Source organism: Arthrobacter sp. 05T442, from assembly GCF_056395945.1.
Map to the genome: position 1 here is coordinate 120,982 of NZ_JBFTKM010000004.1, position 14,111 is coordinate 135,092.

Annotated in this window: 13 protein-coding genes; 4 read left to right on the forward strand and 9 right to left on the reverse strand. The window is 67.5% G+C overall.

Annotated features, from left to right (window positions below):
- Nucleotides 1-5: 5 nt before the first annotated feature.
- On the reverse strand, nt 6-824 hold the full coding sequence (locus tag AC1DES_RS06605; RefSeq protein WP_476894889.1) for a hypothetical protein: 819 nt from the start codon (nt 822-824) through the stop codon (nt 6-8).
- A gap of 58 nt (nt 825-882) precedes the next feature.
- Here AC1DES_RS06605 and AC1DES_RS06610 point away from each other — a divergent pair, with 58 nt between their 5' ends.
- Nucleotides 883-1,431: a prepilin peptidase gene (locus tag AC1DES_RS06610; RefSeq protein ID WP_476894890.1), complete on the forward strand. Its 549-nt coding sequence runs from the start codon at nt 883-885 to the stop codon at nt 1,429-1,431.
- A gap of 60 nt (nt 1,432-1,491) precedes the next feature.
- Nucleotides 1,492-1,962, forward strand: coding sequence for an NUDIX hydrolase (locus AC1DES_RS06615; protein WP_476894891.1), 471 nt, complete (start codon nt 1,492-1,494; stop codon nt 1,960-1,962).
- Between the two features lie 104 nt (nt 1,963-2,066).
- Here AC1DES_RS06615 and AC1DES_RS06620 read toward each other — a convergent pair whose 3' ends face one another.
- The 5 genes from AC1DES_RS06620 to AC1DES_RS06640 form a co-directional block, all read right to left on the reverse strand.
- Complete coding sequence (locus AC1DES_RS06620; protein ID WP_476894892.1) at nt 2,067-3,728, reverse strand: MDR family MFS transporter; 1,662 nt, start codon at nt 3,726-3,728, stop codon at nt 2,067-2,069.
- A complete protein-coding gene (locus AC1DES_RS06625; protein WP_476894893.1) occupies nt 3,725-4,396 on the reverse strand; it encodes a TetR/AcrR family transcriptional regulator in 672 nt (223 codons plus the stop codon). Before AC1DES_RS06625 ends, AC1DES_RS06620 begins: the two co-directional genes overlap by 4 nt.
- Nucleotides 4,397-4,588: 192 nt before the next feature.
- Entirely contained in the window at nt 4,589-6,025 is a 1,437-nt protein-coding gene (locus AC1DES_RS06630) for a class II fumarate hydratase (RefSeq protein WP_476894894.1), read from the reverse strand.
- 51 nt (nt 6,026-6,076) lie between these two features.
- Nucleotides 6,077-6,712 carry a carbonic anhydrase gene (locus AC1DES_RS06635; RefSeq protein WP_476894895.1) on the reverse strand — a complete coding sequence of 212 codons (636 nt, stop codon included), beginning with the start codon at nt 6,710-6,712 and terminating at the stop codon, nt 6,077-6,079.
- A 10-nt stretch (nt 6,713-6,722) separates the two neighbouring features.
- Nucleotides 6,723-7,445: a DUF4245 domain-containing protein gene (locus AC1DES_RS06640; protein ID WP_476894896.1), complete on the reverse strand. Its 723-nt coding sequence runs from the start codon at nt 7,443-7,445 to the stop codon at nt 6,723-6,725.
- A 211-nt stretch (nt 7,446-7,656) separates the two neighbouring features.
- On the opposite strand from AC1DES_RS06640, the gene glpX reads away from it, so the two are divergent.
- Both glpX and galE read left to right on the forward strand, forming a co-directional pair.
- Nucleotides 7,657-8,679, forward strand: coding sequence for a class II fructose-bisphosphatase (gene glpX / locus AC1DES_RS06645; RefSeq protein WP_476894998.1), 1,023 nt, complete (start codon nt 7,657-7,659; stop codon nt 8,677-8,679).
- Between the two features lie 113 nt (nt 8,680-8,792).
- A complete protein-coding gene (gene galE / locus AC1DES_RS06650) occupies nt 8,793-9,767 on the forward strand; it encodes a UDP-glucose 4-epimerase GalE (protein WP_476894897.1) in 975 nt (324 codons plus the stop codon).
- Between the two features lie 417 nt (nt 9,768-10,184).
- Here the strand turns inward: galE and AC1DES_RS06655 are convergent, their stop codons facing one another.
- Genes AC1DES_RS06655 through AC1DES_RS06665 form a run of 3 tightly spaced genes read right to left on the reverse strand, consistent with a single transcriptional unit; the run spans nt 10,185 to nt 14,089 of the window.
- Nucleotides 10,185-11,156 (reverse strand): lipid II:glycine glycyltransferase FemX, encoded by a 972-nt coding sequence (locus AC1DES_RS06655; protein WP_476894898.1) that lies wholly within the window; start codon nt 11,154-11,156, stop codon nt 10,185-10,187.
- Between the two features lie 4 nt (nt 11,157-11,160).
- On the reverse strand, nt 11,161-12,453 hold the full coding sequence (manA, locus tag AC1DES_RS06660; protein WP_476894899.1) for a mannose-6-phosphate isomerase, class I: 1,293 nt from the start codon (nt 12,451-12,453) through the stop codon (nt 11,161-11,163).
- Between the two features lie 49 nt (nt 12,454-12,502).
- Nucleotides 12,503-14,089 carry an LCP family protein gene (locus AC1DES_RS06665; RefSeq protein ID WP_476894999.1) on the reverse strand — a complete coding sequence of 529 codons (1,587 nt, stop codon included), beginning with the start codon at nt 14,087-14,089 and terminating at the stop codon, nt 12,503-12,505.
- Nucleotides 14,090-14,111: the final 22 nt, after the last annotated feature.

Sequence of the window (14,111 nt, forward strand, 5' to 3'; positions counted from 1 at the left end):
GCCAGTCACACGCCCCGCGGAACGTCCCAGCTGATGTGCCGGCGCACATCGGTGAGGTTCATTGATTCGGCAAGGAAGAGGTCATCGAGCATGTACTCGTCCACGGCCAGGATCCGCAGCCAGTGGCCGTAGCTGGCTGGCCCGTCGCTGGCTCCCGGCGCGTCCAGCCAGCGGCTCGAGACGCAGACCCCGGTGCCGGCGTCGATCCTCAGCAGCGTGCGCCCGGGCCGGCACAGGGGCGCTCCGGGATCGGCGGGCCGGTAACTTGCGTTGGGACTGACGGTGGTTTCCAGGGCTGGCCGGCCCTCGTGGTCCACCTCGGTGATGGGACCTAGCTCGACGGCGTTGGAGTTCGGGAATTCGAGCGGTACGGGGCTGCTTCCTGCCAGCTCGACGGGGTCCAGGGCGGCGGCGAAGCGGGCGTTGCCGAAGGAGGGTTCACCGTAGGCGGCCTCCGGCCGGCGCCGGACCAGGCCGCCGTCGTCGTAGACCGGCGTGAGCAGGTGCGGGGGCAGGAGCCAGGACTTCCGTGTGGAACGGACGTAGAAGCCGTCCCGGGAATCGTTGATCCCGGTGGTGCTGTGGAGGACCAGCCCATCGGCGGTTTCAAGCCGCATCGCGCCGGGGCGCCGCAGCCACGCCCTGACGAGGTCCGGCGCCCCGGATTCCGCCGAACTCGCCGGTGGCCGGTCCAGGTATTCGAACCGCAGCGACTGCCACTTCCAGGGCGAGGAGCGGCATAGGTTCCGGAACGCAGCAGCCTGCTCCGCCGGGCCGCCGGGCGCGCGGGGCTCGCGCCGGTTCCTGCTGTCCCATGCGGCCATATCCACAGTTTACGCGGGGGTCCGTCCCGGCGGGAGGAATATCGCGTAGCATCCGAGAGTGATCGAACGACTCGGCGAACTCGGCGCAGCCAACATGCCGGCCTTCTGGCTCGTGATGGCCGCCTGCGTGTATTTTGCGGTCATGGCCGTCCGGCTCGCGGTCATCGACGTCCGGCACCACCTCCTGCCGGACCGGATCGTCTTCCCGTCGTACGCCGTCGCTGGGCTCCTCCTGCTGGGGGCCGCCGCCAGCCAGATGTTCGCGGGCGCGCAGACCTCCGACGCCGGCGCCGGAATGTTCGGGGTGCCCGGGCTCCGCGTGCTGGCCGGGGGAGCGGTGCTGTGGCTGTTCTACTTCCTGCTGCGTGCCGTGTACCCGCCGGGGATGGGTTTTGGCGACGTGAAACTGGCCGGGGTCCTGGGGATGTACCTGGGCTTCCTCGGCTGGCCGCATGTATTCGCGGGCACCTTCGCGGCGTTTGTGCTCGGCGGGCTGTGGAGCGTCGCCCTGCTTACCCTGCGCCGCGGCACCCTGAAATCGGCCATTCCCTTCGGGCCCTTCATGCTGGCCGGTGCCGCCGCCGCCATGCTGATGCCCGCGCTCTGACCACCGGCCGGACGATGCCGCCGATCGCGCCAGGCGGAAGGCCCCGTCTAGGCTGTCGGGATGGCTACCCCGGACTTCATCCTCAGGCTGCGCGAAAAAATAGGTCACGAGACTCTCTGGCTTCCCGGTGTCCGGGGAGTGGTGTTCGATGACGCCGGACGGGTGCTGCTCGGTCAACGGGCGGACAACGGGCGCTGGGGCCTGATCACCGGGATCCTGGAACCCGGTGAGGATCCGGCACCGGGTCTGCTCCGGGAGATCCTCGAGGAGACGGGCGTCGTAGCCGTCACCGAACGTCTCGTGTCCGTTGACGCCGTGGGCCCTACGATCTACCCGAACGGGGACGTCTGCCACTTCCTGACCCTCGTCTTCTGTTGCCGCTATGTGTCCGGCGAAGCCAGGATCAACGACGACGAATCCCGGGCGGTGGGCTGGTTCCGGCCGGCGGACTTCCCGGAGCTGATGCCCGGTCACCGGGAAGCCGTCCGGCTCGCAGCTGATCCGGCCGCCGCCGTCCGGTACCGGCGCTGACGTGCGCCACCGGCGAAGGAACGCCGCAACCCCCAAGGTTTGCGGCGGTCCTTCGATTCACCCGGGTTGATTCATCCGGGCTGGTCCAGCCGGGCAGGCGAGGCTCAGCTGCGAGCGCGCGTGAGCCCGTCGCCGTCGTTCCTGACGGCGGTGGCGCGCGCGGCGTGCCGTTCGGCCTCGAGGAGCTCAGCTTCCTCGCCGCCCACGGCCTCGCCGCGGGCCACCATGCCGGCGGTGTCCGAGAGCGGGATCTGCTTCAGGGTCAGCGCGAGGACCAACGCGATCCCGAGGAAGGGCAGCAGGTACCAGAACACAGGCGCCAGTGAATCGGCGTAGGCATTGACGATCGCGTCCTTGAGCTGTGCCGGAAGCTGGCTCAGGGCCTGCGGGTCCAGGGTGCGGGTGGACTGCGAGGCCTGCGCGGCGGAAGCGCCCGCGCCGGTGAACGCCGTGGTCAGGGACTCGGAGAGACGGGTGGTGAAGATGGAGCCGAACACTGCGACGCCAAGCGAGGCGCCCACTTCGCGGAAGTAGTTGTTGGTGCTGGTCGCGGTGCCGATCTGTTCTGCCGGCACGGAGTTCTGCACCACCAGCACGATGACCTGCATGATCGAGCCCAGGCCGGCACCGAAGACGAACAGCTGCACACAGATGACCCAGATGGGAGTCGCTGCGGTCAGGGTGGTCAGCCACAGCATCGCGGCAATGGTCAGGGCGGCGCCGAGGACCGGGAACATCTTGTACTTGCCGGTCTTGGAAATGCGGATACCGGAGAAGATGGCCATGCCCATCAGGCCCACCATCATGGGCAGCATGAGCAGTCCGGATTCCGCGGCGGAGGTGCCGGAGGACATCTGCAGGAAGGTCGGGACGAAGGCGATCGCCGCGAACATGCCAAGGCCAAGGGTGAAGCCGATCGCCGTGGAGTTCACGAAGATCCGGTTCTTGAACAGGCTCAGCGGAATGATGGGGTCCTCGGCCTTGCGCTCCACGAGCACGAAAGCGATGGCCGCCAGCACCATGCCGGCGCCGAAGGTCCAGGTCAGCGGCGAATCCCAGCCCTCGTCCTTCTTACCGCCGAAGTCGGTGAAGAAGATCAGGCAGGTGGTGGCAGCGGAGAGCAGCAGCACGCCGGGGAGGTCAATCCGTTTCTCGGCCTTCTTGTTGGGCAGGGTCAGCGTGAACCAGGCGATGGTGAACGCTGCGATGCCGACCGGGATGTTGATGTAAAAGGCCCATTCCCAGGTCAGGTGGTCCACGAAGAAGCCACCCAGCAGGGGGCCGGCGACGGCGGAGAGGCCGAAGATCGCGCCCAGCGGCCCCATGTACTTGCCGCGCTCCTTGGCCGGCACGATGTCCGCGATGATGGCCTGCGAGAGGATCATCAGCCCGCCGCCGCCCAGGCCCTGGATGGCGCGGAAAATGACGAAGCCCCAGAAGTCGCTGGCGAAGGCGCAGCCCACGGAGGCGAGCGTGAACAGCCCGATGGCGACCAGGAACAGGTTCCGCCGGCCCAGGATGTCGCCGAACTTGCCGTAGATCGGCATGACGATGGTGGTGGCCAGCAGGTAGGCGGTGGTGATCCACGCCTGGTGTTCCACGCCGCCGAGCTTGCCGACGATGGTGGGCATGGCCGTGGACACGATGGTCTGGTCCAGGCTGGAGAGCAGCATGCCCGCGATGAGGGCGGAGAAAATGATCCAGATACGCTTCTGGGTCAGCAGCAGCGGTTCGGCTGCTGGTTTGGTGCTGACGGCGGAACTCATTGGGGTCCTTCGGGGGAGAGCGGCAGGGAGATGCCAAAGGGCTGGCAGAACAGGGTGCGGGCCGCTGCGACGTTCTCGAGCAGCATGTCCTTGTACGGGCGGGTGTTGCCCTCGGAGAAGTAGACGGCGCTCGTTTTCCGGGCGATCGCGCCCAGGAGGAGGACGGCCATGCGGACGACCGGATGCTCCGGGGCCACCCCTTCCCGGGCCGAGAGCAGCCGGGCGAAGTCGGCTTCACGTTGTTCCGAGGCGCCGATAATCCGCAGCATCAGCTGGGGTTCCTTCTGGATGACGCCGATCAGCTGGCGGGTCTCTTCCTCGGTGGCGTTCATGTGTTCGGATAGGTCGAGGGAGAGCTGCACAAGGTCCTCCAGCAGGGTCGGTGAGACGGTCCCGGGGGCAGAGCCGGCGCCGCCTTCGATGAAGCGGCTCACCACCTCGGCCGGGAAGTCATCGTCGACGTGCCCGATGATCGCGTCTTCCTTTGTCGGGAAGTAGTTGAAAAAGGTCCGGCGGGAGATCCCTGTCCGTTCGCAGACTTCCTCCACGGTGTAGCCGTTGAGGCCGCGCTCGGCAGTCAGGGAACGCGCGACGGCGGTGATCGCGGCCCGTGTCGCGGCCCGTTTGCGCTCGCGGAGGCCGACCTCAGAGATTGCACTGTTGCTCATATAGTGTATTTTTACACTAAATCCGAATTAGTGCAAAGAGCTTGGCCGGTCGGTGCGGTCGATATTGTCGCTGCCCGCCGTAGCCTGCTCGTGTCCAGCGGCCGGGGTAGAGCCCCGGTTCCTGGGCCGGACACGACGGCGGCCGGCGCCTTTCGGAGGAAAGGCGCCGGCCGCAGGGAACCGGATCCCGGACTAGGCCTTGTGCGGCGGACGTGTCATGGACATGACGTCCAGGGCGGTGTCCAGCTGATCTTCGGTCAGTTCGCCGCGCTCGAGGAAGCCCATGGCCACCACGGTTTCGCGGATGGTCAGGCCCTCGGCCACGGCCTTCTTGGCGATCTTGGCGGCGTTCTCGTAACCGATGAACTTGTTCAACGGCGTGACGATGGACGGCGAGGCCTCGGCGAGGAAGCGCGCACGCTCCACGTTGGCGGTGATGCCGTCGATCATCTTGTCCGCCATGACGCGGCTGGTGTTGGCCAGCAGACGCACGGACTCGAGCAGGTTGGCGGCCATAACGGGAATGCCGACGTTCAGCTCGAAGGCGCCGTTGGTGCCCGACCAGGCAATGGCGGTGTCGTTGCCGATGACCTGGGCGCAGACCATGATGGAGGCTTCGCAGATGACCGGGTTGACTTTGCCGGGCATGATCGAGGAGCCGGGCTGCAGGTCGGGGATTGCGATTTCGCCGAGGCCGGTGTTGGGGCCGGAGCCCATCCAGCGGAGGTCGTTGTTGATCTTCATGAACGAGATCGCAATGTTGCGCAGCTGGCTGGAGGCCTCGATCAGGCCGTCGCGGTTGGCCTGGGCCTCGAAGTGGTCGCGGGCTTCGGTCAGCGGCAGGCCGGTGTCGGCGGCGAGCAGTTCGATCACGCGCTCCGGGAAGCCGGCCGGGGTGTTGATGCCGGTGCCGACGGCGGTGCCGCCGAGGGGGACCTCGGCGACACGGGGAAGGGAAGCGTTGATGCGCTCGACGCCGTAGCGGACCTGGGCGGCGTAGCCGCCGAATTCCTGGCCAAGGGTGACGGGGGTGGCGTCCATGAGGTGGGTGCGGCCGGACTTCACGACGTCCTTGAACTCGACGGCCTTGCGGTCCAGCGAGTCGGCGAGGTAGCCGAGGGCCGGAATGAGGTCGTTGATGAGGGCGGAGGTGGCAGCGACGTGGACGGAGGTCGGGAAGACGTCATTGGAGGACTGGGAGGCGTTGACGTGGTCGTTCGGGTGGACCACCTTGTCGCTTCCGCCGGCCTTGAGGGCGCGGGTGGCGAGTTCGGCGATGACCTCGTTGGTGTTCATGTTCGAGGACGTACCGGAGCCGGTCTGGAAGACGTCGATCGGGAAGTCGCCGTCGTACTTGCCGGCCGCCACCTCATCCGCGGCGTCCGCAATCGCCTGGGCCAGCTCGCCGTCGAGCACTCCCAGTTCTGCGTTGGCCTGCGCGGCCGCCTTCTTGACCCGGGCGAGGGCTTCGATGTGGGTGCGCTCCAGGGTCTTGCCGGAGATGGGGAAGTTCTCCACTGCGCGCTGCGTCTGTGCACGGTACAAGGCGTTCACGGGGACGCGGACTTCGCCCATCGTGTCGTGTTCAATGCGGAACTCTTCGGTGTTCAACTCATCTGTGGAAGTCATGGGGCTAGCTTATTGGGCGCGGGCGTCCCACCGAAAACCGTGAACGGCGTGCTACTGCCCGCCGGGGAGTCCCTCGAGTTCGCCGATTCCGGATACGAGGTCGGCCCTGCCGTCCACGAGGCTGTACGCAAGCCCGATCACGGCCGCCCGGCCGCCTTCGACTGCGTCTGAAATCACACGGGAACTGTCCACCAGGCGCTGCGAGGTCTGTTTGACGTTCTCGACCACCATGTCGTTGATCTCGGGCTGGTTGTTGCGCAGCGAGGTGAGCACGGCGGGGGTGATGCGCTCGACGAGGCTGCGCATGAAGCCGACGGGCATCTGGCCGGTTTCCACGGCGCTCTTGGTAGCCGTCACCGCGCCGCAGCTGTCGTGCCCGAGCACGACGATTAGCGGGACGCCGAGGATGCTGACGCTGTACTCCAGTGAGCCGAGCACGGCATCATCGATCACCTGGCCGGCCGTGCGAACCACGAACGCGTCCCCGAGGCCGAGGTCGAAGATAATTTCGGCCGCGAGCCGGGAGTCGGAGCAGCCGAAGATCACGGCGAACGGGTGCTGGTTCTCCACGAGGGAGGACCGGCGGGATGCATCCTGGTTGGGGTGGGAGGCTTTGCCGGCGACGAATCGTTCATTGCCTTCACGGAGGCGGCGCCAAGCCAGGGCGGGAGTCAGGTAAGTGGCCACGGCCAATAGCTTACGGCGAAGGGGTGCCTGTTGGTGAAACCGGTGTGTCGGGCCGGGCGGCGGATGACGGGCTGTTGAGTGACTTCACGACGGCAGTTGCCAGCGCGGAGAATTCATCGAGCTGCGCCGTCCCGGTCAGGACGACCGTGGTGCCGGCATGGACGAGCACCATGGACTTCTCGCCCTTGCCGGTGTCGCGAAGTTCCCAGTCCAGTCCACCAGCGTTCCGGGTTCCCGTCACCCGGGCGTTTTTGGTCTGCTCCAGCAACCACGTCGGGTTGGCCTGCCGTGTCTGCACCAGCCCGATGAAGGACTCCCTGGGGGTGACGAAGCCGACCTCCCACGCGGCCACGCCGCTCCCGGCGCCCGAGTTCCACCGGGCATAGTTGGGGCGGAAGTTGCCGCCCGGCTCCGGGGCCACGGGTGTGAATCCCGCCACATCCGCGGCGTTCTGCGCGACAGCGCTGACGTTGATGTCCGGCCGGTAGCCGTCGGTCTTCGGCGACGGATTCATGAGGACGATCGGCAGGAAAGCCGCGATGCTCACGACCAGGGCGATGATCATGCCCATCACCGAGGCGTTCGCCCTTTTCGCCGCGGCCGCCGGGATGACGGGCCGGACGGGCGTCTGGCCGGCCGCGGCCGGGTCTGTTTTGGGGTCCGCGGCGGCCGGAGAAGGCTGGGTTCCGGGGGACGTGTCCTGCAATTCACTCACCCCTCTATAGTCGCCCATGACCGGGCCGATCTCCCATTCGGGCCGACCGCCCGCCCGCCGGGCGGGCGCGTGCCTCGGCTGTTGTGTTTCATGGCTTGGTCATCCAATGACCTGCGGATGCCGCCGCGACTATGATCAGTAGCAGACGAATCACCGCGACGGATCGAAACTGGCCGTACGGGTTCTATGATCGCCACTCGAAGAAGAGGTTCACGTGACACCAGCGCCTATGTCCCAGAAGTACTCCACGCTTTCCCCCTCGCTCGCCGTCGGGATCGACGAGCCTGACCGCAACCTCGCACTGGAACTGGTCCGCGTCACCGAAGCCGCGGCCATCGCCGGTGGCCACTGGGTCGGTTTCGGTGACAAGAACAAGGCCGACGGCGCCGCCGTCGACGCCATGCGCTCCTTCCTCCAGACAGTGCACTTCAACGGTGTCGTTGTCATCGGTGAGGGCGAGAAAGACGAAGCGCCGATGCTCTTCAACGGCGAGCGTGTCGGCGACGGCACCGGCCCGGAGTGCGACGTCGCCGTCGACCCTATCGACGGAACCCGTCTGACCGCCCTGGGCATCAACAACGCCCTGGCCGTCCTGGCAGTGGCCGAGCGCGGCTCCATGTTCGACCCCTCCGCCGTGTTCTACATGGAAAAGCTCGTCACCGGCCCGGAAGCGGCCGACATGGTTGACCTGCGCCTGCCCGTCAAGCAGAACCTGCACCTGATCGCCAAGGCCAAGGGCGTCAAGGTCAACCAGCTCAACGTCATGATTCTGGACCGCGACCGCCACCGCCCGCTCGTGGAGGAAATCCGCGAAGCCGGGGCCCGCACGAAGTTCATCATGGACGGCGACGTAGCGGGGGCCATCGCCGCTGCCCGTGCCGGCACCGGCGTCGACGCCCTCATGGGCATCGGCGGAACCCCGGAAGGCATCGTTGCGGCCTGCGCCATCAAGTCCCTCGGCGGCGTCATCCAGGGCCGGCTCTGGCCCACGAGCGACGACGAGAAGCAGAAGGCCATCGACGCCGGCCATGATCTCGACCGGGTCCTGTCGACCAACGACCTCGTCTCGAGCGACAACTGCTACTTCGCCGCCACCGGCATCACCGACGGCGACCTCCTCAAGGGGGTCCGCTACTCCAAGGACAAGGTCCTCACGCAGTCCATCGTGATGCGGTCCAAGTCCGGTACCATCCGGTTCGTCGACGGCGAGCACCAAGCCAGCAAGTGGGAGGGCTACGCCCGCAAGAGCTAGCACCGTAGTTCAGCAGCAACACGAACATCACGAATCCCGGGGCCGCCACAGCCGCCCCGGGATTCGCTGTCTGGGTCCGGGTACCGCCGCCCGGAGTCCGCTAGGGTGGAGCCATGACGTGGCTCGTAACCGGCGGTGCAGGATATATCGGTTCGCATGTGGTGTCCGCTTTGCGCGGGGCCCGGATCCAGCCGGTGGTGATCGATTCCTTGTCCAGCGGGCACCGCGAATTCGTCCCGGATGATGTGCCCTTCATACACGGCAGCATCCTCGACGCGGAACTCGTGGCCCGCACCCTGCAGGACCACGCCGTGACCGGCGTGATCCACCTCGCCGGGTTCAAATACGCCGGCGTCTCGGTGCAGGAGCCGCTCCTGACCTATGAACAAAACGTCACGGGCACCGCGCAGCTGCTCAAAGCGATGGAGCTGGCCGAGGTCGACAAACTCGTCTTCTCGTCCTCCGCCGCCACCTACGGCACCCCGAGCGGCGCCCTCGTCACTGAGGCCACGCCCACGCTGCCGGAATCGCCCTACGGCGAGAGCAAGCTGATCGGCGAATGGCTGATCCGGGACCAGGGCCGGGCCCGGGGACTCAAGCACACCTCGCTGCGCTACTTCAACGTCGTCGGCTCCGGCTCATCCGAGTTGTACGACACGAGCCCCCACAACCTCTTCCCGATCGTGCTCCGGGCCCTGACCTCCGGGCAAACCCCTCGCATCTACGGCACCGACTACAACACCGAGGACGGCACCTGCGTGCGCGACTACGTGCATGTGTCCGATCTCGCGGTCTCGCACGTCTCCGCGGCCCAGGCCCTCGCCGCCGGCCGGCCTCTGGAGCGCGTGTACAACCTTGGTTCCGGCGACGGGCTCTCGGTACGCCAGATCATGACGGCGATGGCCAAAGTCACGGGTATCGACTTCGAGCCCGAGATCGGCCCCCGCAGGCCGGGCGATCCGGACCGGATCGTGGCCGACGGCACTCTGGCCGCCCGGGACCTGGACTGGAAGATGCGGCACTCCGTCGAGGACATGGTGGCCAGCGCCTACGAGGCTCAGAAGCGGGCTGCCGCCGCGGGACGGTAGCGGCGCTTCACGGGTGGACATGCTCAGTGTTCAGTGCCGGAGCTGACTTCCTCCAAGGGACATGTCCAATGTTCACGCCTGCCGCTGCTCCTTCATGGAACATGCCCAGTGGCCAGCCCGAGCGTGGGGCATGTCGGGGGTTCACGGGGGACATGTCCAGTGTTCAGTGCCGGAGCTGACTTTCTCCAAGGGACATGTCCAATGTTCACGCCTGCCGCTGCTCCTTCACGGAACATGTCCAGTGGCCGGGCCGGACGTGGGGCATGTCTGGGGTTCACGGGGGACATGTCCAGTGTTCGCGCCCTGGGCTGGACATAGGGGCCTATGTCCAGTGGCCAGCCCGAGCGTGGGGCATGTCCAGTGGCCGGGCCGGGCGTGGGGCATGTCCACTGGTGGGCAGGGCGGCCGCCGCAGGACCTAGCGCCCGAGCCGGGTCCGCAGCGCTTTGAGAAGCGTCCTCGCACCTTGCGCGCCAGTGCGGGCGAGCTGGTACGCGCCGTAGCGCAGTTTCCGGACGGGCAGGTCCCACGTTCCGGGATAGGCAACTTCGCGGCCGCCGAAGGACTTTTTGAACGCGGTGAAGCCGGCCCACTTGTGATCCGGCTGGTCGGCCGGGGCCACTCCCCACAGGTCCACGTGCTGCAGGCCCTTCGCCTTCGCGTCGGCGATCAGGGTGACCAGCAGCGGGATGCCCGCGCTCAGTTTGCGGTGGGTGTCATCCAGGGCGGCGTGGGCGTACGTCCGGGTATCCGCGGAATCGTAGGCGAGGGCCGCGGCGATCGGCGCCCCCTCGAGCTCGGCGATGAAGAGGGTCGCGGCGCCGGACGGCATCAGCGAGCGGGCCACCTGGCTCAGGTACTCGTCGCTCTGGGGCTTGAAGCCGTTGCGGGCGGCGGTCATGTGCAGAAAGTCCAGGAGCACGGACACCTCGGCCGGGTCCTGTGTTGAACGGAAGGTCACGCCCTTTTTGTGGATGTTCCGGTACAGGTTGCGGTTGACCGGCTTCATGTCCGCCAAGACGTCCTTGAAGTCCCGGTCCACGTCCACGATCCAGCTGAGCTCGGGCTGCTGGTTGGCCGGGGCAGGCAGCAGGCCGCGGCTGCGGAGCACGGCATCGGCCTCGGAGGGCCGGAAGCCTGCGCTGACCGGCTCAATCCGGACAAACACGGCCCCGGAGGATTGTGCTAGCGCCGTCAGAGCCGCCAGCGCGGCGTCGAACGCCACCAACGACTCGGCCACGGGGCCGTAGGGCGCGTACAGCAGCTTCCCGGCCGGGTTGGTCTCCTCGACAGCAAGGAAGCTCCAGCCGGGACCGGACTGTTGGTGGACGGTGCGGCCCAGGGCTCGTTGGAATTCGGCCCAGTGCGGGCCCTGCAGGAAGAAGTCCACGGTGTCAGGCTTTCAGTGCGGTGGTGACGGCGAAGGCGAGGGCGGTGTCCGTCGCACCGGAGACGGGGTGCACGTTGACCGGGGCCTCGGCGGCCGGCAGGAATGCGCTCGCCCCGCGGGCCAGGTGCAGGTCGCCCTTGGGGGAGTCGAGGAGGACGGATCCGGACACCACGATGATGACGGCGGCGCCGGACTGCGCCAGCGGGACCGGGGCGGCACCGGGTGCCAGTTGGATGCGCTGCAACTGGAATTCCAGGAACGGGGGCCGGAAGAGTTCCTGGCCCAGCTCCGACGTCTCGGCGCTCAGCATCGGCACCCCGACAGCCTCAAAGGCGACGGTCTTGAGCAGTTCCGGCACGTCGACGAACTTCGGCGTCAGCCCGCCGCGGAGTACGTTGTCGGAGGACGCCATGACCTCGATCCCGAGACCGCGCAAATAGGCGTGCACGTTGCCCGCGGGCAGGTAGACGGCTTCCCCCGGGGCCAGCGAGATCCGGTTCAGCAACAGCGAGATCAGCACGCCCGGATCACCGGGATACTGCCCATTGAGCGTGATCACGGTGGTCAGTTCGGCCTCGTAGGGCGCGTGCGGCGCGCCGGAGGCCAGGGCCTCGGCGGCGACTCCCGTCGCCTCGGAAACTTCCTCCCCGCCGGTGATCAGGCGCTGGAAGGCTGACTTGAGGGCCGTCGGCTCGTCGGGCTGGGCGAGGTCCGCCAGGAGCTGGGGGATCACCGGGGGCACCTCCGCGCCGGCCTGCTGAATGCAGGCGGCCAGGTGCTGGAGGACCGCGCGTGACTCCGCGGCCGGCCGGAAGCCGCACAGCGCCTCGAAGGGCGTCAGCGCGAGGATCATTTCCGGCTTGTGGTTGTCGTCCTTGTAGTTGCGTCCGGCGGCCGAGCGGTCGACGCCGGCGGCCTCCTCACGGGCGAAGCCTTCCCGCGCCTGGGCGAGGGTCGGGTGGACCTGCAGGGACAGGGGACTGTCCGCGGCCAGGACCTTGAGCAGGAATGGGAGGCGGGGCCCGAACTCGGCCACGCTTCCGCCGCCCAGGTGGTGCTCGGGATCCCCGGCGATCAACGTATCCAGGGCCAGCCGTCCGCCGTCGGCCGTTTCCGGCGTGTGCCGCCCCGGACCGGGGGCCGCGGACGGCGCCGCCACCACGGAAGGGGAGTCGGGGTGGGCCCCGATCCACAGTTCTGCCTCCGGGCCACCGGAGGCAGGACGGCCCAGCAGCTCGGCGATGGCGGTCGTGGACCCCCAGGCATATGGCCGGAGGACGTTCTCGAGTTCGTACATAGCCTGGTCCCTATCTGGTCAATTATGTCCGGTCACGCGTGGGCGGCCCTTAGAGCGGTGCACACTGGCCGTTGGTGGCGACGAGGTTGCGGATCGACTGTTCGTCGCCTTCGCGTTTGAACTGGTTCAGCATTTCCTCGGTGATCGGCTCGCCCTCGGGCGTCGTGGTCACCGGTGTGAAGTCCGACGGCGCCGGGGACGGTGCGGGCTGCGTGCCCGGCGCCGTTCCCGCCGCGGACAGCGGCCCGGCCGCCGCGGCTGCGGGCTGGCGGACCGAGTCATCAACCGCACCGGCGGCGGACGGGGTCCCTGCCAGGAGCTGGTGGACCCGGTCGTGGATGACGTTGAAGTCCGGTGTGGTGGAGAAGGCTGCGTCGAAGTCCGGCGGTCCGATGGTCAGCCGGCTCACGTTCTGGCCCTTCGCCTTCATAGCCAGGTCCACGAAGCTGCCGAGCTGGCTTGCAGAGATATTCGAATCCACTACCTTGGTGCCGGCCTTGGCGATGTCCTCGAACTTGGACAACAGGGTGGCGGGATCCAGCTGCTTCAGCATGGCCTGCTCGACGCACTGCTGCCGCTGGATGCGGGCATAATCGTCCACAAACTCGCGGGAACGCCCATACCAGAGGGCGTGGTAGCCGTCGAGCTTCTGGTCGCCCGCCGGGATCCACCCGGTGGGCATCCCGTGGATGCCGCGGGCCTCATCAACCATGTCGCCGCTGAGGGGAACCCAGCCGCCGGCCTTGATCCGGATGCCACCCATCGCGTCGATGAGTTTCGAGAAACCGTCCATGTCCACGAGCACGTAGGCCTGGACCTTGATGCCAAGGGTTCCGGACACGGCTTCCAGCGTGGCCTGCGCGCCAGGGTCCTCGACGCCGGGGTAGAGGTCCTGGTGTTTCTCGGTGACCTCGGTGTTGACGGCGTTGATGAGGCACTCGTCGCCGCAGTTGTAGCCCTCCGGGTAGATTTTGCGCATCGGGGAGTCTTCGCTGAACTGGGCGTTCTGCAGGTTGCGGGGGACAGAAATGATGTCCGATTTTCCGGTCTTGGCATCGACGCTGATGACTGAGAGGCTGTCCGGCCGGCGTCCCGTCCGGTCTGCCCCGGCGTCGCCGCCCATCAACAGGAAGTTGTACCGGCCGTCGGCGGGTTCGATCGCGGGTCCGTTGGAGGAGAAGATGCTGCCGATGGCGTCGCGTCCGACGTTCAGCAGGTACGCGGCGTACCCCAGCGAGCCGCTGCTGAGCAGCATCGACAGCACCAGGGCGATGCCGACGGCGGGCCGGATCCTGGGGGTGAGGAGTGCCGGCCGGATCAGGCGCAGGGTGTTGATGAAGAGGGCGGCCCAGCCGATAGCCAGGGCGGCGAGTCCGATAACCAGCAGAAGCGACGCGGCCGGGCTCGCAAGGAGGTTGATCAGCGTTGAACGGGCCGTCAGGAGGAGAACGATTGCCAGAATGACCAGGGCCCAGACCGTGAAGGTGACCCGGAGCGCGGTTCTGCCCAGCCGACGGCGTCCCGCGACGATCTGGGCACTGCCGGGAATGAGGAGCGTCATCAGGATCAGGACGAACGCCCGCTTGGTCAGGACCGGCGCAGCGGCACCCGAGGGGTACCGCACCGGGTCCGTCATCGCCTGTCGGGACCTTCCATCC